This is a genomic window from Dethiosulfatibacter aminovorans DSM 17477 (assembly GCF_900142005.1).
In the GTDB taxonomy this organism is placed as follows: Bacteria; Bacillota; Clostridia; order Tissierellales; family Dethiosulfatibacteraceae; genus Dethiosulfatibacter; species Dethiosulfatibacter aminovorans.
Genome location: NZ_FQZL01000006.1, coordinates 130,538 through 149,195 on the forward strand (window position 1 = coordinate 130,538; position 18,658 = coordinate 149,195).

The 18,658-nt window shown below is 39.8% G+C and carries 22 protein-coding genes; all 22 read left to right on the forward strand.

The annotated features are described in order from the left end of the window. The first annotated feature begins 579 nt into the window (after positions 1-579). The 22 genes from BUB05_RS04100 to BUB05_RS04205 all read left to right on the forward strand — a co-directional run bounded on the left by BUB05_RS04100 (position 580) and on the right by BUB05_RS04205 (position 18,559). Positions 580-1,131 carry a hypothetical protein gene (locus BUB05_RS04100; RefSeq protein WP_073047597.1) on the forward strand — a complete coding sequence of 184 codons (552 nt, stop codon included), beginning with the start codon at positions 580-582 and terminating at the stop codon, positions 1,129-1,131. Between the two features lie 7 nt (positions 1,132-1,138). Further along, entirely contained in the window at positions 1,139-1,936 is a 798-nt protein-coding gene (locus BUB05_RS04105; protein ID WP_073047600.1) for a TlyA family RNA methyltransferase, read from the forward strand. A 97-nt stretch (positions 1,937-2,033) separates the two neighbouring features. Beyond that, complete coding sequence (locus tag BUB05_RS04110; protein WP_073047603.1) at positions 2,034-2,486, forward strand: arginine repressor; 453 nt, start codon at positions 2,034-2,036, stop codon at positions 2,484-2,486. A 9-nt stretch (positions 2,487-2,495) separates the two neighbouring features. Then, on the forward strand, positions 2,496-4,166 hold the full coding sequence (gene recN, locus BUB05_RS04115) for a DNA repair protein RecN (RefSeq protein WP_073047606.1): 1,671 nt from the start codon (positions 2,496-2,498) through the stop codon (positions 4,164-4,166). Between the two features lie 11 nt (positions 4,167-4,177). Further along, positions 4,178-4,708, forward strand: a complete 531-nt coding sequence (locus tag BUB05_RS04120; protein WP_094762700.1) for an NUDIX hydrolase — start codon at positions 4,178-4,180, stop codon at positions 4,706-4,708. Positions 4,709-4,774: 66 nt separating this feature from the next. After that, a complete protein-coding gene (locus BUB05_RS04125; RefSeq protein WP_073047610.1) occupies positions 4,775-5,659 on the forward strand; it encodes a tyrosine-type recombinase/integrase in 885 nt (294 codons plus the stop codon). 11 nt (positions 5,660-5,670) lie between these two features. Then, complete coding sequence (locus BUB05_RS04130; RefSeq protein ID WP_073047613.1) at positions 5,671-6,846, forward strand: phosphopentomutase; 1,176 nt, start codon at positions 5,671-5,673, stop codon at positions 6,844-6,846. A 4-nt stretch (positions 6,847-6,850) separates the two neighbouring features. Beyond that, positions 6,851-8,194, forward strand: coding sequence for a thymidine phosphorylase (locus BUB05_RS04135; protein ID WP_073047614.1), 1,344 nt, complete (start codon positions 6,851-6,853; stop codon positions 8,192-8,194). Continuing rightward, positions 8,191-8,904, forward strand: coding sequence for a segregation and condensation protein A (locus BUB05_RS04140; RefSeq protein ID WP_073047616.1), 714 nt, complete (start codon positions 8,191-8,193; stop codon positions 8,902-8,904). Before BUB05_RS04135 ends, BUB05_RS04140 begins: the two co-directional genes overlap by 4 nt. A gap of 39 nt (positions 8,905-8,943) precedes the next feature. After that, positions 8,944-9,498 carry an SMC-Scp complex subunit ScpB gene (gene scpB / locus BUB05_RS04145; RefSeq protein WP_073047619.1) on the forward strand — a complete coding sequence of 185 codons (555 nt, stop codon included), beginning with the start codon at positions 8,944-8,946 and terminating at the stop codon, positions 9,496-9,498. A gap of 9 nt (positions 9,499-9,507) precedes the next feature. Next, on the forward strand, positions 9,508-10,215 hold the full coding sequence (locus tag BUB05_RS04150; protein ID WP_094762732.1) for a pseudouridine synthase: 708 nt from the start codon (positions 9,508-9,510) through the stop codon (positions 10,213-10,215). Continuing rightward, positions 10,212-10,787 (forward strand): tRNA 5-(aminomethyl)-2-thiouridylate-methyltransferase MnmM, encoded by a 576-nt coding sequence (gene mnmM / locus BUB05_RS04155; protein WP_073047632.1) that lies wholly within the window; start codon positions 10,212-10,214, stop codon positions 10,785-10,787. Before BUB05_RS04150 ends, mnmM begins: the two co-directional genes overlap by 4 nt. 168 nt (positions 10,788-10,955) lie before the next feature. After that, positions 10,956-11,162 (forward strand): 4Fe-4S dicluster domain-containing protein, encoded by a 207-nt coding sequence (locus BUB05_RS04160; RefSeq protein ID WP_073047633.1) that lies wholly within the window; start codon positions 10,956-10,958, stop codon positions 11,160-11,162. Continuing rightward, the gene (locus BUB05_RS04165; RefSeq protein ID WP_073047636.1) at positions 11,152-12,285 is read left to right on the forward strand and encodes a 2-oxoacid:acceptor oxidoreductase subunit alpha; all 1,134 of its coding nucleotides are present in this window, start codon (positions 11,152-11,154) and stop codon (positions 12,283-12,285) included. Before BUB05_RS04160 ends, BUB05_RS04165 begins: the two co-directional genes overlap by 11 nt. Further along, positions 12,285-13,106 (forward strand): 2-oxoacid:ferredoxin oxidoreductase subunit beta, encoded by an 822-nt coding sequence (locus BUB05_RS04170; protein ID WP_073047639.1) that lies wholly within the window; start codon positions 12,285-12,287, stop codon positions 13,104-13,106. Before BUB05_RS04165 ends, BUB05_RS04170 begins: the two co-directional genes overlap by 1 nt. A 1-nt stretch (position 13,107) precedes the next feature. Beyond that, a complete protein-coding gene (locus BUB05_RS04175) occupies positions 13,108-13,635 on the forward strand; it encodes a 2-oxoacid:acceptor oxidoreductase family protein (protein ID WP_073047643.1) in 528 nt (175 codons plus the stop codon). 27 nt (positions 13,636-13,662) lie between these two features. Continuing rightward, the gene (locus BUB05_RS04180) at positions 13,663-14,544 is read left to right on the forward strand and encodes a MurR/RpiR family transcriptional regulator (RefSeq protein WP_073048220.1); all 882 of its coding nucleotides are present in this window, start codon (positions 13,663-13,665) and stop codon (positions 14,542-14,544) included. A 148-nt stretch (positions 14,545-14,692) separates the two neighbouring features. Then, the gene (gene aroH, locus BUB05_RS04185) at positions 14,693-15,049 is read left to right on the forward strand and encodes a chorismate mutase (RefSeq protein WP_073047646.1); all 357 of its coding nucleotides are present in this window, start codon (positions 14,693-14,695) and stop codon (positions 15,047-15,049) included. Between the two features lies 1 nt (position 15,050). After that, positions 15,051-15,707: a (d)CMP kinase gene (cmk, locus tag BUB05_RS04190; RefSeq protein ID WP_073047649.1), complete on the forward strand. Its 657-nt coding sequence runs from the start codon at positions 15,051-15,053 to the stop codon at positions 15,705-15,707. Then, the gene (locus tag BUB05_RS04195; RefSeq protein ID WP_073047652.1) at positions 15,704-16,300 is read left to right on the forward strand and encodes a lysophospholipid acyltransferase family protein; all 597 of its coding nucleotides are present in this window, start codon (positions 15,704-15,706) and stop codon (positions 16,298-16,300) included. Before cmk ends, BUB05_RS04195 begins: the two co-directional genes overlap by 4 nt. Then, on the forward strand, positions 16,300-17,154 hold the full coding sequence (locus tag BUB05_RS04200; protein WP_073047655.1) for a 4-hydroxy-3-methylbut-2-enyl diphosphate reductase: 855 nt from the start codon (positions 16,300-16,302) through the stop codon (positions 17,152-17,154). Before BUB05_RS04195 ends, BUB05_RS04200 begins: the two co-directional genes overlap by 1 nt. Continuing rightward, positions 17,138-18,559 (forward strand): S1 RNA-binding domain-containing protein, encoded by a 1,422-nt coding sequence (locus tag BUB05_RS04205; RefSeq protein ID WP_073047658.1) that lies wholly within the window; start codon positions 17,138-17,140, stop codon positions 18,557-18,559. Before BUB05_RS04200 ends, BUB05_RS04205 begins: the two co-directional genes overlap by 17 nt. Positions 18,560-18,658: the final 99 nt, after the last annotated feature.

Here is an 18,658-nt window from a genome sequence, read left to right on the forward strand (position 1 = left end):
TAATTTTGAAGAATGGCTCAGTATTCTAGTCAGTATATCTATTCTTGAGGGCGGGCCTAAAAATCCGTCAAAGGGCAAATCGATGAAGTTTCTGGTTTTGGCTTTCGACGCCCAGTCGAGGGTCTTTTCTGGGAGTAAGGTAGATGGGGCGATCCACAACGGCATGTGGGCGTGGACCCCACTATCGTGGAGACCTAGCAATAGGAAAACCTGTCCGGCAGCAATCCTGCCGGCAGTGTAGCCTGCCTTGAGTGGTAAAATGGGATGCAGATTAAAGTTCAAAGATGCAGGAGCTCATGCATTGACGAACCATGCTGCTGAAATTTTTACTGCAAAAGAGGCTAGAGGATAGAGAAGCTGTGGAGGAAAACTCCTAGACTGATTCGCAAGAAGGTATGAAAAGGATTGTAGTGCGGACTAAGTGGTAATTCAGTACTGTAACAGGCAACTTTGCAGAAGTGTCATTAAAGGGGAACCGCCTTTTGGCGACAAAGGGTTGATCCTTGGGAAATCCAACTGAACCTAAGCCGTAAAATTTACTATTCGTACCGCCATTTTAATTTTAATTTGAGGAAATCAATGGGCAATAACAAGGAAACAAAAAATCACTGGATTCTGATAGTAACGGTGTCGACTATAATTCTGGCATCATTTTTTAGTTTCACTTCAGAATCCATATTGAAAAATCTCAATATATATTTTGCATTCCTGACACTTATAGCAATAATAGGTATAGGTGTTATTTTTGATATTATCGGAGTGGCTTCAGCCGTATCCGACGAAAAAGCCTTTCATGCCATGGCAGCCAAAAAGGTGGAAATAGCAAGATACTGCCTTTTCATAACAAAAAACGCTTCCAAGGTGTCCAGCTTTTGCAGCGACGTCATAGGAGATATAGCAGGCATAGTCAGCGGAGCTGCAGGCACCATAATAGTGCTGAGCCTTATAGAAAGGCACGGCTTCGTAAGCGGTTCTCTCATGAGCGTGTTCATGAGCAGCGTCATAGCAGGACTTACAGTAGGAGGCAAGGCCCTTGGCAAGGATCTGGCGATAAACAAGTCAAAGACCATTGTCATGACTGCGGCAAGATTTCTCCGCCAGATCCATAAAATCATAAAATTTAGAGTATAGGTGAAAAATGAGTAAAAAAATAAGAATCGATGTTCTTTTAACTGAAAAAAAGTATTTTGACAGCCGTGAAAAAGCTAAAAGAGCTCTCATGGCAGGAAATGTCCTTGTAAACAATGTGATCGTGGACAAGGCCGGTGCCATGGTGGAGGTTGACGCTGAAATCAGGGTAAAGGAAAGAGACAAGTATGTAAGCAGGGGAGGATTCAAGCTGGAAAAATCTATAGCTGAATTCGGACTTGTTCTGGACGATAAAATCTGCATGGATATTGGCTCTTCCACAGGAGGATTCACTGACTGCATGCTGCAAAACGGTGCAAGCAAGGTATACTCGGTAGACGTGGGATATGGACAGCTTGACTGGAAGCTTAGAAGCGATGACAGGGTAGTGGTAATGGAAAGGTGCAACTTCAGGAATCTTGACACCGATACCATAGAGGAGAGCATTGATTTTTTCAGCGTTGATGTTTCCTTCATATCCCTTAAGCATATATTTCCCAATATCAGGAAGCTTTCAAACGACGACTCACAGATTGTAACCCTTGTCAAGCCCCAGTTTGAAGCCGGAAGGGAAAAGGTGGGAAAGCACGGCGTAGTCCGCGACAGCAATGTCCACATTGAGGTTATTCAGAAGGTGGTTAATTATGCAAGGGAAAATGGCTTGTTCTGCAAGTCGGTGACCTTTTCTCCTATAAAAGGTGCCAAGGGCAACATAGAATATCTTGCACTTTTCACAACCAGGGACGACAATATTGAAATAGATGCTGAAAAAATTGTAAATTTTGCTCTAAATGAATTAAACAATTGAAATATGTGTATAAATATGCAATAATAGGATATATTATATTTAAGGAAGAAATTTAGCGGATGGATTCCGTTTACAATAAATAAAACAAGGAGATATTATGAAAAAATATGCAAGACAGTCCAAGATTCTTGAACTGATCAACGAAAAGGAAATAGAAACACAGGAGGATCTGGCTGAAGCGCTTAAAGCCATTGGAATAGATGTGACCCAGGCGACTATTTCAAGGGACATAAAGGAACTGAGACTGATAAAGGTTACGGCAAAGTCAGGCAAGTACAAGTACGGAACAATAGAGGAAAGCCAGAATTCAATTTCAGACAGGCTTGTTAGAATATTCAAGAATTCCATCGTATCCATAGATGCGGCAATGAACATTGTAATAATTAGAACAATACCCGGAGCTGCTCAGATATGCGGTTCTGCAATTGATTCTCTTCAGATAACCGACATAGGCGGTTCCATAGCCGGTGACGATACTGTTTTTGTGGCATGCAAGAGTCTTGAGTCTGTAGATGAGATAATAAGCAACCTGTACAGTCTCATAAACTAGGAGGAAACGATGCTTCTCAACCTTAGCGTAATGAACTTTATCATATTTGAGAAAATTTTCATAGATTTCACAGAAGGCTTTAACGTGTTTACAGGAGAAACAGGTGCCGGCAAGTCCATGATAATAGATTCCTTGAATCTGCTTTTGGGAGGCAAATCCAATAAGAACTTTGTACGAAAGGGAAGCTCCAAGGCGGTTGTCCAGGGGAGCTTTTTTGTTGAGGAAAATTCGCCCCTTGTTTCTTTACTTTCGGATAACAATATTGATGTGGAAGACAATACAATCATCATTACCCGCGAAGTTCACGGCAACGGCCGCTCCACGGCACGAATCAACGACATTATGATAAATATATCCTATCTGAAAAGGATATCGAAGCATCTTCTGGACATACACGGACAATACGAGCAGCAGTCAATACTCAACAGGGATGAACACATTGTCATCCTTGACAAGATGTGCGGCGAAGAAATGTCTTCAGTGCTCAGGGAATATTCCGAAAAGTTCTCCATCTATAAAAATCTTAAATCGGAGCTCAAAACCCTTGAAGAAAGCAGCAGTGACAAGTATGCCAAAATTGACTATCTCAAATACCAGATAGGTGAAATAGAGGATGCCTCACTTAAGGTGGGGGAAGATGCAGACCTGCTGGAAGAGCTGTCTGTATTGTCAAACATAAACGATATAAAGGTGGGTCTTAACAACTCCCTCAATATAATAAGCGGAGAAGGAGATTCTGTAATTGAAAACCTCTCAAGGTCAATTGGATTCTTGAGAAAGGTTTCCAGATTCGATCCAAAGATAGGCGAATTTGACGAAACCCTTGGAATTATAATGGATAATTGCCAGGAGCTTTCATATGACATCATCAGCTATCTTGAAGAGAAGGACGTTGACCAGGAAAGGATCAGCTATCTTACGGAAAGGCTTGACCTGCTGAACAGCCTGAAAAGAAAATACAACATGGAGACCGATGAAATACTGGCATTCAAGGAAAAGGCAGAAGGAGAACTTTTGGAACTTTTAGACCTTGAAAATGCCATTGCAAAAAAGAAAGCCGATCTTGACATCATTGTTGCAGAAATGGAATCATTGTCGGATACAATGAAGGCGGCCAGAAACAGAAAGGCTGCAAGCATTGAAAAACTTGTTGAGAACCAGCTTCACTCCCTGAACATGAAAGATGCAAGGTTCAAGGTTGAAGTTGATGATACGGAAAATTTCAACAGCTACGGCAAAAACAATGTAGTCTTTCTTATTTCCACAAATCTTGGAATGGAGCTTATGGAACTTGAAAAGATACTGTCCGGCGGTGAGGTCTCAAGGATAATGCTTGCAATCAAGTCGATAATCAATGAAATAGATGATATCCCTACTATGATATTTGACGAGATAGATTCGGGAATCAGCGGAAGAACGGCTCATCTAGTGGGAAACAAGATAAGCAAGTTGTCGAAAACCCATCAGATAATCTGCGTAACTCACTCGCCGCAGATATCCTCTGCTGCCGATACCCATTTCAGGATAGAGAAAAAATCGGACAATGACAAGACATGGTCTTCAGTGGAAAAGTTGAACAGGGAAGAGAGAATCAACGAGGTTGCCAGACTCTTGAGTGGCCTTGACATTACGGAAAATTCCGTCAGGAATGCTGAAGAACTCATCAAAACCATAAAATAACGGAGAAGATTATGATAGAAAAAACAATATCGACAAAAAGGATATATGAAGGAAAGATTCTCAATCTTAGGGTTGACGAGGTGCTTTTGCCCAACAAAAACACCTCACAGCGCGAGATTATAGAGCATAACGGTGCTGTTGCAATGGTGGCAGTAAATGATAGAAACGAAGTGCTGCTTGTGAAGCAGTACAGAAAGGCCGTGGAAGAAGTGCTCATTGAAATTCCCGCAGGCAAGCTTGAGCTTGATGAAGATCCCGATGAATGCGCCGTAAGGGAGCTCATTGAAGAAACGGGGTTCAAACCCAATAAGATCACCCGCATGTTTGACCTTTCGACTTCTCCCGGATTCTGCACGGAAATAATTCATATGTATCTTGCAGAAGACCTGGAGGAAGCATATCTTGAATGCGACGACGATGAGTTTATAGAGGTTGTAAAAATGGATATTGACGAAGCGGTCAAACTCATAAGCACCGGGGAAATAACAGATTCAAAAACCATAGCAGGACTTCTTTACTATAAAACAAATCACTGCAATTAAACTACCACTTTATATATAGTATGTGGTATTATATAGATGGTACTATATATAGTACCGGAGGTAATAATGAATGAACATATAAGAAAATATGCAGAATACCTTGAAACGAGGAAGAATTTCTCCCAAAACACTTCCTCGGCATATATAAGGGATCTGACAAGTTTCAACACATATATTGAAGAATGCTATAAAAAGGAATTGACTGAAGTTACAAAAACAATGATTTTGACCTATGTGCTGGATATGCAGAAGAAATCAAAAAATGCCTCTACGGTATCCAGAAGTCTTTCGTCAATAAAGTCATTTTACAAATATCTTGAAAGCCAAAGATTAGTGGAAAAGAATCCTTCAACCGGCATTCAGGCACCCCGAATCGAAAAAAAGATGCCTCAGTTTCTTACTGTGGAGGAAATTGAAAAACTCCTTGATATGCCTGATATCGATACGGTGAAGGGATGCAGGGACAAGGCAATGCTTGAACTTTTATATTCCACGGGAATAAAGGTGAGTGAACTCCTCAATTTGAAAATAAGTTCATACTCAAGGTTCACAGACAGCCTTAGAATAGTAAAGACTAAGAATTCAAGACATGTTCCTGTAGGTGAAACCGCTAAAAAGCATCTTGAAGCATACCTTGAAGGGCACAGGCAATCCTTGAATCCTGAAGAAGGAGAGGATGCAATTTTTCTCAATGTGAACGGCAAAAGCATGTCCCGACAGGGCTTTTGGAAAATCATAAAAAGCTATGCAAAATCTGCAAACATCGAAAAGGACATAACTCCACAGATTATCAGGAACTCCTTCGTTGTCCACCTGCTGCAAAACGGTGCCGACATAGGAACTCTAAACTCCCTTTTCGGACAAAACAACATCAGCATGATACAATCATACTTGAAGAGCAAGCAGAACAAGACATTTGAAATCTACAAGAGGACACATCCAAGATCTTAAGGAGGTAACATATGTTTAACAGAGTTATTCTTATTGTTTTAGACAGTGTAGGTGTTGGAGCAATGCCTGATGCCGCGGATTACGGAGATGAAAACAGCAATACGATCCTTCATGTATATGAGGGGAATGAGAATTTCCATCTTGACAACCTTGAAAAGATGGGCCTTACCTATATCCAGGGACTTGATGAAATAAAGGACTATGAAATAATAACCAACGGAATTTACGGCAGGCTCATGGAAATGTCAAAAGGCAAGGATACTACGACGGGACACTGGGAAATTGCAGGGTTGGTGTCCGAGAGTTCCTTCCCAACCTACCCCGAAGGTTTTCCCGATGAGGTTATGGATGAATTTGTAAGGGAATCGGGAAGGGGATACCTTGGAAACAAGCCCGCTTCAGGTACTGCCATCATAGAAGAGCTTGGACGTGAACATATGGAAACGGGCAAGCTTATAGTATATACATCTGCAGACAGTGTTTTCCAGATAGCTGCCCATGAGGACATAGTGCCCCTTGAGGAACTCTACGACATATGTAAAAAGGCGAGAAAGATGCTTAAGGGAAAGCATGGTGTGGGAAGGGTAATAGCAAGGCCCTTCACAGGAAGTCCTGGTTCCTTCGAGAGAACTGAAAACAGAAGGGATTATTCCCTTCCTCCAACAGGCAAGACAATGCTTGACCTGCTTAAGGAAAATGGATTTGATGTTGTCGCCATTGGAAAGATTGAGGATATTTTCGCCCATGTGGGCATTACAAAAGCCCTTCACACTACAAACAATGCAGATGGAATAGAGGCTACGATAGATGAAATCAAGAGTGGATCCAACGGCTTGATTTTCACCAATCTTGTGGATTTCGACATGCTCTACGGCCACAGGAACAACGTTCAGGGTTACGGCGAGGCACTCAAGTATTTTGATTCCAGGCTTCCCGAAATAATTGCAGCCATGAAGGATGACGATCTTTTGATGATTACAGCCGACCACGGCTGCGACCCGTCAACAGACAGCACGGACCACTCAAGAGAATACGTTCCTCTGTTGTGCTACACCAAGAATATAATATCGACAGACATGAAAACAATGAAGGGATTCAATACCATTGCCAGTACCATACTTGACAATTTCAATATCGAAATCGATTTTGAAGATAAAAGCATATTAAGAGACTTAGTCAGGAGCTGATAAAATGAGAGTCTATGATTTGATAACAAAGAAGAAGCATGGAGAAAAGCTTTCAAAGGATGAAATCAACCATATAATTGAAGGGTATGTATCCGGCGATATTCCGGACTATCAAATATCGTCTCTGCTCATGGCAATATACTTCCAGGGAATGGACCTTGAAGAAACCATAAACCTCACTGAAGCCATGATAAATTCAGGGGATGTGGTGGATCTTTCACATGTTGAAGGGATAACGGCAGACAAGCACAGCACGGGCGGTGTCGGGGACAAGACATCCCTTGCTCTTTTGCCCCTCATGGCATCCTGCGGCCTGAAGGTATCCAAAATGTCCGGAAGAGGACTAGGACATACGGGAGGAACCCTTGACAAGCTTGAGTCGATTCCCGGATTCAACATCAACCTTTCCAAGGAGGAAATGTCATCTGTAGTCAACAGTGTAGGGTTTGCAATTGCAGGGCAGACAGCAAATCTTGTGCCTGCAGACAAGAAACTATATGCACTGAGGGATGTTACGGCAACAGTTGACAACATGTCCCTCATAGCAAGTTCCATCATGTCAAAAAAAATTGCTTCAGGTGCAGACAATATAATGCTTGATGTAAAGATAGGAAGCGGTGCCTTCATGAAAGACATTGGACATGCAGTTGAGCTTGCCGAAACTATGGTAAGCATAGGAAGGGGCTTCAACAGAAACGTGGGGGTTGTCCTTACAAACATGGAGGAACCCTTGGGAATGGCTGTAGGCAATTCCCTCGAAGTCATTGAAGCGGTAAACACGCTGAAAGGCAATGGACCAGGGGATTTTACGGAACTTTGCATCTTCCTGAATTCAGCAATGCTTAAGCTTACGGGAATTGTATCCGATATCGAAGACGGCAAATCCATGACAATGGAAGCCCTTGAATCGGGAAGCGCCCTTCATAAGTTCAGGGAATTTGTTTCCGCCCAGGGGGGAGATGTTTCATATATTGATGAAACCGACAGATTCGAATCAACAAAGTATTCATATGAAATGATCTGTCCGAAAGATGGATATATTGAAGCAATCGATGCAGAAAAGATAGGCATCTGTTCATTGATGACCGGAGCCGGAAGGGAAACCAAGGAATCGGATATAAGCTATTCAGCCGGCATTTTGCTGCATAAGAAAACGGGAAGCCGGGTGGAAAAGGGGGAAATCCTTGGCGTGATTTATACGGACAGGGAAGGAATTGAAGGTGAACTGAGAGATATGTTCATGAGTTCATACAAGTTCAGCAGCAGTCCCACAAAGAAAAAGGAAACAATAATCGGTCTTGTGGACCAGGCAGGCTTTACAGACCTTAGAAGGCAGGTAGGAAATTGAAATATATAGTCCATCTAAATAAGTTCCACGGCCCCTTTGATCTCCTTTTTTATCTCATCGAGTCAAATGAAGTGGATATTTACGACATACCCATATCTGAAATAACGGAGCAATATATAGGCTACGTGGATGCTATACAGGATCTTGACATGGATGTAACCAGCGAGTTTATTCTCATGGCATCAACTCTCCTTGAAATCAAGTCAAAGATGCTTCTGCCTAGAAAGGAAGGATCGGAAGACCCTAGGGAAGATCTTGTCAGCCAGCTTCTTGAATACAAGGTATTCAAAGGCGTTTCAGAGCTTCTAATGGTCAAGGAAGAAAAGGAAAAGGAATTTGTAGGCAAGCCTGCCGAAGAAATACAGTACGACTCCAGTCTTAATGAACAGCTTCTTTTTGAAGGGATAAGCGTGTATGACCTTATGTACACCTTCCAGGAACTGTTGAAAAACTGCAGGGAAGATGAGCCCAAGGAATACACTTTTGAAATACAAAAGGATGAGTTTACAATTACAGACTGTATGGAAATAATAAATGAAAAGCTCGGCTTATTGAAAAAAATTAGCATCAGGGAAATTTTTTCCTCCAACAAGTCAAGAAAATTTATAGTAGCTGTATTCCTGAGCATTCTTGAAATGTCAAAATTAAAGAATTTGAAACTTGTTCAGGATTACACTTTTGGAGAAATATATCTTATCAAGGCAGCGTAGTTGAACAGTTATATAAGGACACAAAGATTAGGTGGTTGCATGAATAAAAACAGGATGAAAAGCATAATTGAGAGCATATTGTTTGCCTGGGGTGAACCCATAAGGATCAGCGAAATCAGCAAGATACTGAATATCAAGCCCTCAACGGCAAAAAGCGTTCTTGTTGAAATGGCTGAAGAATATGAGGCTGAAAACAGGGGAATAGTCTTGAAAAAGGCCAATGAAATGTACCAGCTGAAGACAAAAAATGAGAATTTCCCATTTATCAATCAACTCTTCAAGCCCAATACAAGAAACAGCCTTTCACATTCCGCCTTGGAGGCGCTTTCCATAATAGCCTACAAGCAGCCTGTAACCAAAATTGAAATAGACCAGATAAGGGGAGTGAAGTCCGACTACATACTGAAAAGTCTTGTCGACAAAAAACTCATTGCCATAAAAGGCAAGCTGGACAAGCCTGGAAAACCAAGCCTATACGGCACTACGGACCATTTCCTGGCACACTTTGGACTGGAATCAATCGACAACCTTCCGGCACTAAGCTTTGAGGAAAACATGGATAACATGGAAAAAATAATAAACGAGAGTGAATAAATGAATAAAATGAGATTAAATAAATTCATCAGCAATTCAGGATACACATCCAGAAGAAAAGCTGATGAATTAATATTTGAAGGAAAAGTAAAAATCAATGGAGAAACTGTAAAGGAACCCGGCACACAGGTTCAAGTTTCTGTAGATATTGTTGAAGTGGAGGGAAAGAACATAAGTCTTGAAGAGGAGATGAAGTATATAATACTCAACAAGCCCATAAAATATATAACCTCTGTAAAGGACCAGTTTGACAGACCATCGGTACTGGACCTTGTTGACATAAAGGAGAGGATCTATCCGGTGGGAAGACTTGATTATGATTCAAGCGGACTTATCATTCTTACAAACGACGGTGATTTGACCTACAAGCTTACCCATCCAAAACACAATATCTATAAAACCTATATTGTAAAGATAAACGGGCTAATAGATGATGAGACAATAGAAAAGCTTAAGAAGGGAGTATATATCGACAACTACAGGACCAGGCCCTGCAAGGTGTCTCTTGTAAGCGACGACGACAGGAAGTCGGTTCTCAAGGTATCAATACTTGAAGGGAGAAACAGACAGATCAGAAAGATGTTTGAAAAATTTAACTTCAGGGTTGTTTATCTGAGGAGAATATCCATTGGCGAGATAAGTCTTGGTGAACTTCCTTCTGGTCAGTGGAGACATCTAAGAGACGATGAAGTCAAGTATTTGAAGGAAATGGAATGAAAATAAACTTCTTCAATATAGTAGGATACTATCAATTCATGATAGAAAACCTGATTAAAGACGACATGGTTGCCGTCGACTGTACTGCCGGCAAAGGCAACGACACATTATTTTTATGCAATATCATGAAGGGAAGGGGCAAAGTGTTTGCATTTGACCTTCAGGAAGAAGCTGTAAAAGCTACAATTGAACTTCTTGAGCAAAAATGCGCTTATGACAACTATGAGATAATAATGGACTGTCACAGTCGAATAGGTTATTTTATAGATGTTCCTATCGACGTTGCCGTGTTCAATCTGGGATACCTTCCCAACAGCGAAAGCAGGATTTCAACTGCTTTTGATACAACCTTAAAATCCGTTGAAGCGATACTTGAACGCCTTAGAAAAAAAGGCTATATCTTCATTGCGGCTTATTTGGGCCATGACAATTCAGTTGAAAGGAACAGTCTGTTTGACTATCTCAGCAGTCTGGACAGCAAAAGATACAAGGTGGCAAACCACCGACTCATAAACATTAATAATTATCCACCGGAGTTGTTTATAATACAAAAAATGCATGACACATTATAAATGTTGCATGCATTTTTTTGTTTAAAAGTGTAGAATATTGTAGTTTAGCAGGGGATTTTGCAACGAATGACACCCATCCTGCAATTTAATATTTTCATGAAATTTTTCTTGCAAAATGAATTTTGCAGTGCTATGATTTAGGTGAATTTATTAATAGGAGGTAGCTTTATGGGCGCGCCCAAGAAAATAGTTACTAATAAAAAATGGTGTAAAGGTTGCGGAATTTGTGTTGAATTCTGTCCTAAAAATGTTTTGGAACTGAAAAACGGAATCATTGATGTCACTAGACCGGATGATTGCATATTCTGCGGTTTATGTGAACTAAGATGCCCTGATTTGGCAATATTCCTTGAGGAGGTATCTGATGAGCAATAATATTAAATTACTACAGGGAAACGAAGCATGTATTGAAGGTGCTATTGCAGCAGGAATGAAGTTCTATGCTGGATATCCCATTACTCCTTCAACTGAACTGGCTGAATTATCGGCTGAAAAACTGCCTACGGTAGGCGGTCACTTTATACAAATGGAAGATGAAATTGCAGGAATGGCTGCAACAATCGGCGGATCCCTTACAGGCAAGAAGTCAATGACTGCCACAAGCGGACCTGGATTTTCACTTAAGCAGGAAAACTTCGGTTATGCATGCATCGCCGAGATACCTTGTGTAGTAGTAAACGTGCAAAGAGGAGGTCCAAGTACAGGGCTGCCTACATCACCGGCACAGGGAGAAATTATGCAGGCCAAGTGGGGAACCCATGGAGACCATCCTGTGATTGCTCTGTATCCAAACTCTGTACAGGAAATATATACAACAACAATCGATGCCTTCAATATGGCTGAAAAATACAGAACTCCGGTTATCCTTCTATTGGATGAAATAATCGGACACATGAGAGAAAAAGTTGATTTGAGCGCTAAGGAATCAATGGAAATCATAGATAGAAAAAGACCTACATGCAGCAAGGACGAGTATCTTGCATACCAGCCTGAAGAAGATCTAATTCCTCCTATGGCGGATTTCGGAAGCGGATACCACTACCATGTTACAGGACTTGTTCATGATGTAACTGGATTCCCAAGTACTAATGCAAAAATATCACACGACCTTATTCACAGACTCATGGACAAGATAGACAACAATATCGACGACATAGTGAAATATGAGGAATTCATGCTTGAAGATGCAGAGGTTGCTTTTGTTGCCTTCGGTGCCACTTCAAGAGCTGCAAAGGAAACTGTATTGAACTTGAGAAAAGAAGGAATCAAGGCTGGAATGTTCAGACCAATAACAATATGGCCTTTGGCTGAAAAACAGCTTGTTAAGCTTACTGAAAATACCAAGAAGGTAATAGTGGCTGAAATGAACATGGGACAATATGTTGGTGAAGTACAAAGAGTTGCAGCACCTGACTGTCAGGTCGAATTCTACGGAAGAATAGACGGACAACCATTAAACCCTGGTGAATTATATGAATTTACTAAGGAGGTATTATAATGAACGCAAGTAAATTGGTACAAAAATATTTCAGAGAAGACAACCTTCCTCATATCTGGTGCCCGGGATGCGGACACGGTATAATAATGCACGCAGTTGCAAGGGCAATAGATAATCTTGGTCTTGATCAGGACAATGTATGTATAGTATCCGGTATAGGATGTTCATCAAGGGCTCCAGGATACATGGATTTCAATACTCTTCACACTACTCACGGAAGGGCCCTGGCATTTGCAACAGGAATCAAGATGTCTCAACCGGATCTCAAGGTAATAGTATTGACCGGTGACGGAGACTGTTCGGCTATAGGCGGTAACCACCTTATCCATGCCGCAAGAAGAAATATAGATATAACAACGGTTGCATTCAACAACAATATATACGGAATGACAGGCGGACAGTACTCTCCTACAACTCCATCGGGAGATTATGGAACTACAGCTCCATATGGCAACATAGACAAGAGCTTTGACCTTTGCGATCTTGCAAATGCTGCAGGCGCTACATATGTAGCAAGAGCTACAGCATATCATGCACAACAGCTTACTTCATTTATTGAAAAAGCAATCATGAATGAAGGATTCTCATTTGTGGAAGCAGTAAGCGTGTGTCCTACATACTATGGTAGAAAGAACAAGAAGGGTAGTGCTGTTAAAATGCTTAAAGATTTGAAAAACGACTTCGTAGATGTGAAGGTTGCCGAGAAGAAGCCTGAGCTTGCAGAATGCAAGATTCTTATGGGTGAATTCTACAACCAGCCTGAAGAGGAATATACAGCTAAATATCAAAAAATTATCGATAGATTTAAAAAGGAGAACTAATATGTCTAAGAAATATGAAATTAGATTAAGTGGTTCAGGCGGACAAGGACTTATCCTTGCAGGAATCATCCTTGCTGATGCCAGTCTTATACAGGGTATAAACGGAGTGCAGTCTCAATCATACGGACCTGAGGCAAGGGGTGGAGCCAGCAAGGCGGAAGTAATAATAAGCACTGAAGAAATCAATTACCCGAAGGTTCAGCAATGCGATCTTCTTCTATGCCTTACTCAAAAATCTTATGATGAATATATTGCATCATTAAAAAATGATGGTATACTAGTTATAGATGACAGCATTGATAATCATTTTGCTACTGATGCAAAAATTTACAAGCTGCCAATACTAAAAACAGCAATAGAAGAGATGAAAAAGCCTATGGTGGCCAATATTGTATCATTGGGTGCAATCAGCAATATTCTTGACATCCTTGACGAGAAAAATATATTGTCAGCAGTGCTCAAGAGGGTTCCTCCAGGAACTGAAAACGTCAATAAAGAAGCTTTCAGCAAAGGTGTATCTCTTTTATAATTTAACATGAAGGATGATATTATGAATATAGAAGCCAACGATGATGTAGTCAGAATTATTCAAAACAGCTATTTTAAATTCAGCAAGGGACAGAAAGCTATTGCACAGTTCATAATTGAACATTATGACAAGGCGGCATTCATGACTGCCGCCAAGATAGGACAGACAGTTGATGTCAGTGAATCTACTGTGGTTAGATTTGCAACTGCGCTTGGTTTTGACGGCTATCCTGAGTTGCAGAAAGCTCTTCAGGTAATGATCAAGAACAAGCTTACGACTGTCCAGAGAATTTCCCTGGAAGAAGATCAAAAGGATTCTGACGAATTCATCAAAAAAGTTCTAAAAAATGAAATTACTTCTTTGAAAAATTACCAGGAAGAACTTGATCAGGAACAGCTTGAACGAGCAGCGGATTTGATTTTCAATGCAAAAAAGATATATATTCTTGGAATGCGGGTATCGTATACCCTTGCACTGTACCTTGGATTTTATCTTGATGTAATCCTTGACAATGTCAAGGTACTCAATTTCGGTTCAAATTCACTTTTTGAGCAAGTTGTAAGAATAAGCGAAGATGATCTCTTCATAATCATAAGTTATCCAAGATATTCAAAACAGTCACTTGATGCAGTGAATTTTGTCAAGGACAAGAATGCAAAAATTTTGGCTATAACAGATACTGAATCTTCACCGTTCTACTCCATGTCTGACATAGCCCTGCTGGGAAAGAGCAATATGGTTTCATTCGTTGATTCCCTGGTGACACCTATGGCTGTGATAAACTCTCTTATAATGGCCGTTGGAATGAGAGAAAAGGATGATATAGTACAGTATTTTGATCTGCTGGAAGATGTATGGCACAGATACAGCATTTACAAAAAGCCTCTTGAAGAAGAAGAAAACAATTAAAACCGGTTTTATAACCGGTTTTTTTATAGCATTAGAAAGTTAAAGAAACTTTCTTTTTCTTGCATTAACTAATTCATTTTTTGTTCTTATAATGATATTTTTATTGAATTAAAGACCTTTTTATAATATAATGTTAGAGGTGATTTTTATGAAGACAATTAGAGGTGCAATTACAGCAGACTTCAATACGGAAGATGATATTAGAAAAAGTACTGTTGAACTGCTTGAATGTATCATCGAGGAAAATTCATTGAACCACGATGATATAGAAAGTATTATATTCTCAGTAACAAATGATTTGACTAAATCATATCCCGCAAAGCACGCAAGGGAAATAGGACTGGAAAATCCCACCTACATGTGCATGCAGGAAATGCATGTGGAAGGAAGCCTTAGAAAATGCATTAGGATTCTTATGTTTGCAAGAATGGATGACAGAAAACCGAATCATATATATTTAAAAAACGCAAGTCGTCTTAGAACTGATTTGGACAGGAAAGGATAATATGATTATAGCAATTGACGGACCTGCCGGAGCGGGAAAAAGCACTATTGCAAAAAAGCTAAGCAAGCAGATGGGTTATATGTATCTTGATACAGGAGCCATTTACAGAACTATAACTCTTGATTTGTGCAATAGGCATATAGATGTAGAAAACAAGGAATTACTTGCAGAATCTCTTTCTGAAATTGATATGGAGTATACAACGGACCATATCTTCCTTAATGGAAAGATAGTCGATGATGAAATCAGAACTGAATCCATATCCCAAAAAACTTCCCACTATTCCAGCAAATCTGAAATAAGGGTCTTCGCAGTTGAAATGCAGAGGAACATATCCTTAAATGAAGACATAGTTCTTGAAGGAAGGGATATCGGAACAGTGGTATTCCCAAATGCAGATTATAAGTTTTATCTTACGGCAAGCGAGGAAGAACGCGGTAAAAGAAGATACAAGGATATGATTGACAAGGGAATGGATACGACCCTTGAAGAGATTGTAGACAGCATTAAAAAGAGGGATTTCAATGACAAGAACAGGGAAATTGCTCCTCTTTCAAAGGCTGACGATGCAATAGAAATAGATACAACCTCCATGACTATTGATGAAGTTGTAGAAAAAATGGTAAACTGCATCAAGGGAGGGGTAAGCGCTTTATGATTCTTTATGATATTGTAAGAAGCATTCTATTTGTATTATGCAGGATGATATTCCGCATAAAGATACATTCTGAAGATGAAAGGGTAAATACAGGAGAACCTCTCATTGTATGTTCTAACCACAGAACCGGGTTTGATCCTGTAATGATAGCCATAACCTTCAAGGGAAGAATCAGATTCATGGCTAAGAAGGAGCTCTTTAAAAATCGTTTTATAGGAGCTTTCAACAGAGGCCTTGGAGCATTCCCGGTTGACAGAAGCGGGAATTCATTGTCCGCTATAAAGAATTCACTTAAAATACTTAGAGGGAACCATACTCTGGGAATTTTCCCGGAAGGGACCAGGATGGAAAAGTATGATGAAAGTGCTGTAAAAGGCGGAATCGGAATGCTGGCTGTAAAATCAAAGGCCACAATAATGCCGGTGTACGTAGAATCAAAATTCAGGCCATTCAGCAGGGTGGATATTTACTATGGTAAAAAATTCGATTTTAGAGACCTGAACCCTAAAGAGCTGGAATCATCTGATTATGTGGAAATAAGCAAAAGCATAATGAGAAAAATATATAGTCTTAAAGATGGAGAAACATCATAATGGAAATAATCATGGCGGATTACTACGGAACATGCTTTGGTGTAGACCGCGCCCTTGATATGACAAATGAAGCTTTAAACAACTACGATACGCTTTATTGTCTTGGGGAGCTTATACACAACAGGCGGGTAGTGGAAAGATTTGAAAAAAGGGGACTGAAGGTCATAAATGACCTTGAAAGCCTTGATCTTAAAGAAGGCAAAAAACCCACCCTTATTCTCAGGTCTCACGGAGTGGGCAAAGCTGCCTATGAGTACTGCAAATACAATGATATAAAAATTATTGATGCAACCTGTCCAAAGGTCAAGAAAATACATGAAATAGTGGAATCGTACAGTAGCGATGGGTACAGCATAATAATCTTCGGCAACGAAAATCATCCTGAAATCATTGGTATCAAGGGTTGGAGTGCAGGTAAGGCATATATTTATTCAGACCTTGATGATTTTATTGATAACCACAAGGAAGATTTGTCAAAAAGCTGCATAGTATTTCAAACAACATATAATACAGATAAATTCAATAAAATAAAAGAATACTTTAATAATTCACCAAATAATGATATTATATTTAAAAGCACCATATGCAACGCTACCGAGCGTAGACAAAATGCCTGTAGAAAACTTGCAGGCGAATGCGACATTGTGCTTGTTGTTGGAGGCAAACAAAGCTCCAATACAAAAAAATTATTTGAAATTGGTAAGGAAATTTGTAAGAATACGTTCTGGATAGAAAACTCTAATGAAATTCCTTATAATTTAATAAAAAACACAAAACGATTAGGTATTACCGCGGGAGCATCCACCCCACTATGGGTAATCGAGGAGGTCATTTTAAATGTCAGAAAAAAATGAGATGCAGGAACTGCTGGAGAATTTTGAGTTTGTCAAGATCTATCCAGGCAAAAAAATAAAAGGAACCGTAATCCTTGTTAATCCGGATTCAGCTTTGGTGAATTTTGGTTACAAAAGTGACGGAATAATTGAAAAGGAAAACTATACACTAGAGAAAGTTGAAGACTTGAGCACTATACTAAATGTTGGTGATGAAATAGAAGCAGTGGTTGTCAGCAGTACAAGTGATGACGGCAATGTTGTATTGTCCAGAAGACAGTTCGAACAGGAAAGTAAGTGGAACGAAGTAGTTGAGCTTTTCGAAAAAGGTGAAAAAATAGAAATCACAGTTGGAAAGACAAATGAAAAAGGTGCAATAGCCAACTTTAAAGGATTCAGTGGATTCATTCCAAGATCGCATCTTTCCAAAGACAGAAATGTTGAACCTGCAGATTTTGCCGGCAAGACTATGGAAGTTGAAATAATTGAAGCTAAGATGAAAAACGGCAAGAACAAGCTGATATTCTCAAGAAAGAAAATAGAGCTTGATGAAGCAAGAAAAGTTGAACAGGCTGCATGGGAAGCTCTTGAAATCAAGGAAACTTACGAAGGTAAGGTTAACAGACTTGCTGATTTTGGTGCTTTCGTTGAAATCAACGGCATTGAAGGACTTCTTCATATCAATGAAATATCATGGAACAGAATCAAGCATCCTTCAGATGTATTGTCTATAGGAGATTTGGTCCAGGTTAAGGTTCTTAAGAAAGATGTTGAGAAGAGAAGAATGTCTTTAAGCCTTAAAGCAAACCTTCAAAAGCCTTTTGAAATATTTGATGAAAACAACAAGGTTGACGATATAGTAACTGGAAAGATTGTATCACTCACAAATTTTGGTGCTTTTGTACAGGTAGAGAATGTACAGGGTCTTCTTCACGTATCCGACATATCATGGGACAAGGTGAATCTTCCTGAAGATGTCCTTAATGTAGGTGACGAGATTCAAGTAAAAATACTTAAGATAGATGTTAAAAACGAAAGGCTTTCCCTGGGCATGAAACAGCTTTCTGAAGATCCTTTTGCAAAATACACAAAGGACAAGAAAAGATTCGACATCGTTAGCGGAACTGTTAAGAGCATGACTGTAGAAGGTGCTGTAATCCAGCTTGATGATGAGATTGATGGATTTGTTCCTTTAAACAAGGTTTCGAAAGACAAGCTAAGAACTCCTGCACAGGTTCTTGAAAAGGATCAGGAAGTTGAATGCAAGATAATTGACATAAACAGAAAGAACAAGACTATCAAGCTTTCAATGATTATAGAAACAGAAGCTGAAACCAAGGAAAAGACAAGCAGTAAAGATGTAGTCAGCTATACTCTTGGTGATGACAGCTTTACAATTGGAGACTTGTTTAAAAAGAAAGATTAGTCAAATGATTAGTTGAAATATAAGTTGTTAGTTTCTGACTAACAACTTTTTTTCTTTACAGTTTAGGAAAGTTAGAACGTAATGATTCAACTTACCAAA

Coding starts and splice junctions, on each gene's coding strand:
- BUB05_RS04120 (WP_094762700.1), top strand. CDS start 4,178: ATGATAGAAAAAACAATATCGACAAAAAGGATATATGAAGGAAAGATT.
- recN (WP_073047606.1), top strand. CDS start 2,496: ATGCTTCTCAACCTTAGCGTAATGAACTTTATCATATTTGAGAAAATT.
- BUB05_RS04170 (WP_073047639.1), top strand. CDS start 12,285: ATGAACGCAAGTAAATTGGTACAAAAATATTTCAGAGAAGACAACCTT.
- BUB05_RS04100 (WP_073047597.1), top strand. CDS start 580: ATGGGCAATAACAAGGAAACAAAAAATCACTGGATTCTGATAGTAACG.
- BUB05_RS04110 (WP_073047603.1), top strand. CDS start 2,034: ATGAAAAAATATGCAAGACAGTCCAAGATTCTTGAACTGATCAACGAA.
- BUB05_RS04165 (WP_073047636.1), top strand. CDS start 11,152: ATGAGCAATAATATTAAATTACTACAGGGAAACGAAGCATGTATTGAA.
- scpB (WP_073047619.1), top strand. CDS start 8,944: ATGAATAAAAACAGGATGAAAAGCATAATTGAGAGCATATTGTTTGCC.
- mnmM (WP_073047632.1), top strand. CDS start 10,212: ATGAAAATAAACTTCTTCAATATAGTAGGATACTATCAATTCATGATA.
- cmk (WP_073047649.1), top strand. CDS start 15,051: ATGATTATAGCAATTGACGGACCTGCCGGAGCGGGAAAAAGCACTATT.
- BUB05_RS04200 (WP_073047655.1), top strand. CDS start 16,300: ATGGAAATAATCATGGCGGATTACTACGGAACATGCTTTGGTGTAGAC.
- BUB05_RS04105 (WP_073047600.1), top strand. CDS start 1,139: ATGAGTAAAAAAATAAGAATCGATGTTCTTTTAACTGAAAAAAAGTAT.
- BUB05_RS04125 (WP_073047610.1), top strand. CDS start 4,775: ATGAATGAACATATAAGAAAATATGCAGAATACCTTGAAACGAGGAAG.
- BUB05_RS04150 (WP_094762732.1), top strand. CDS start 9,508: ATGAGATTAAATAAATTCATCAGCAATTCAGGATACACATCCAGAAGA.
- BUB05_RS04135 (WP_073047614.1), top strand. CDS start 6,851: ATGAGAGTCTATGATTTGATAACAAAGAAGAAGCATGGAGAAAAGCTT.
- BUB05_RS04175 (WP_073047643.1), top strand. CDS start 13,108: ATGTCTAAGAAATATGAAATTAGATTAAGTGGTTCAGGCGGACAAGGA.
- BUB05_RS04130 (WP_073047613.1), top strand. CDS start 5,671: ATGTTTAACAGAGTTATTCTTATTGTTTTAGACAGTGTAGGTGTTGGA.
- BUB05_RS04205 (WP_073047658.1), top strand. CDS start 17,138: ATGTCAGAAAAAAATGAGATGCAGGAACTGCTGGAGAATTTTGAGTTT.
- BUB05_RS04195 (WP_073047652.1), top strand. CDS start 15,704: ATGATTCTTTATGATATTGTAAGAAGCATTCTATTTGTATTATGCAGG.
- aroH (WP_073047646.1), top strand. CDS start 14,693: ATGAAGACAATTAGAGGTGCAATTACAGCAGACTTCAATACGGAAGAT.
- BUB05_RS04160 (WP_073047633.1), top strand. CDS start 10,956: ATGGGCGCGCCCAAGAAAATAGTTACTAATAAAAAATGGTGTAAAGGT.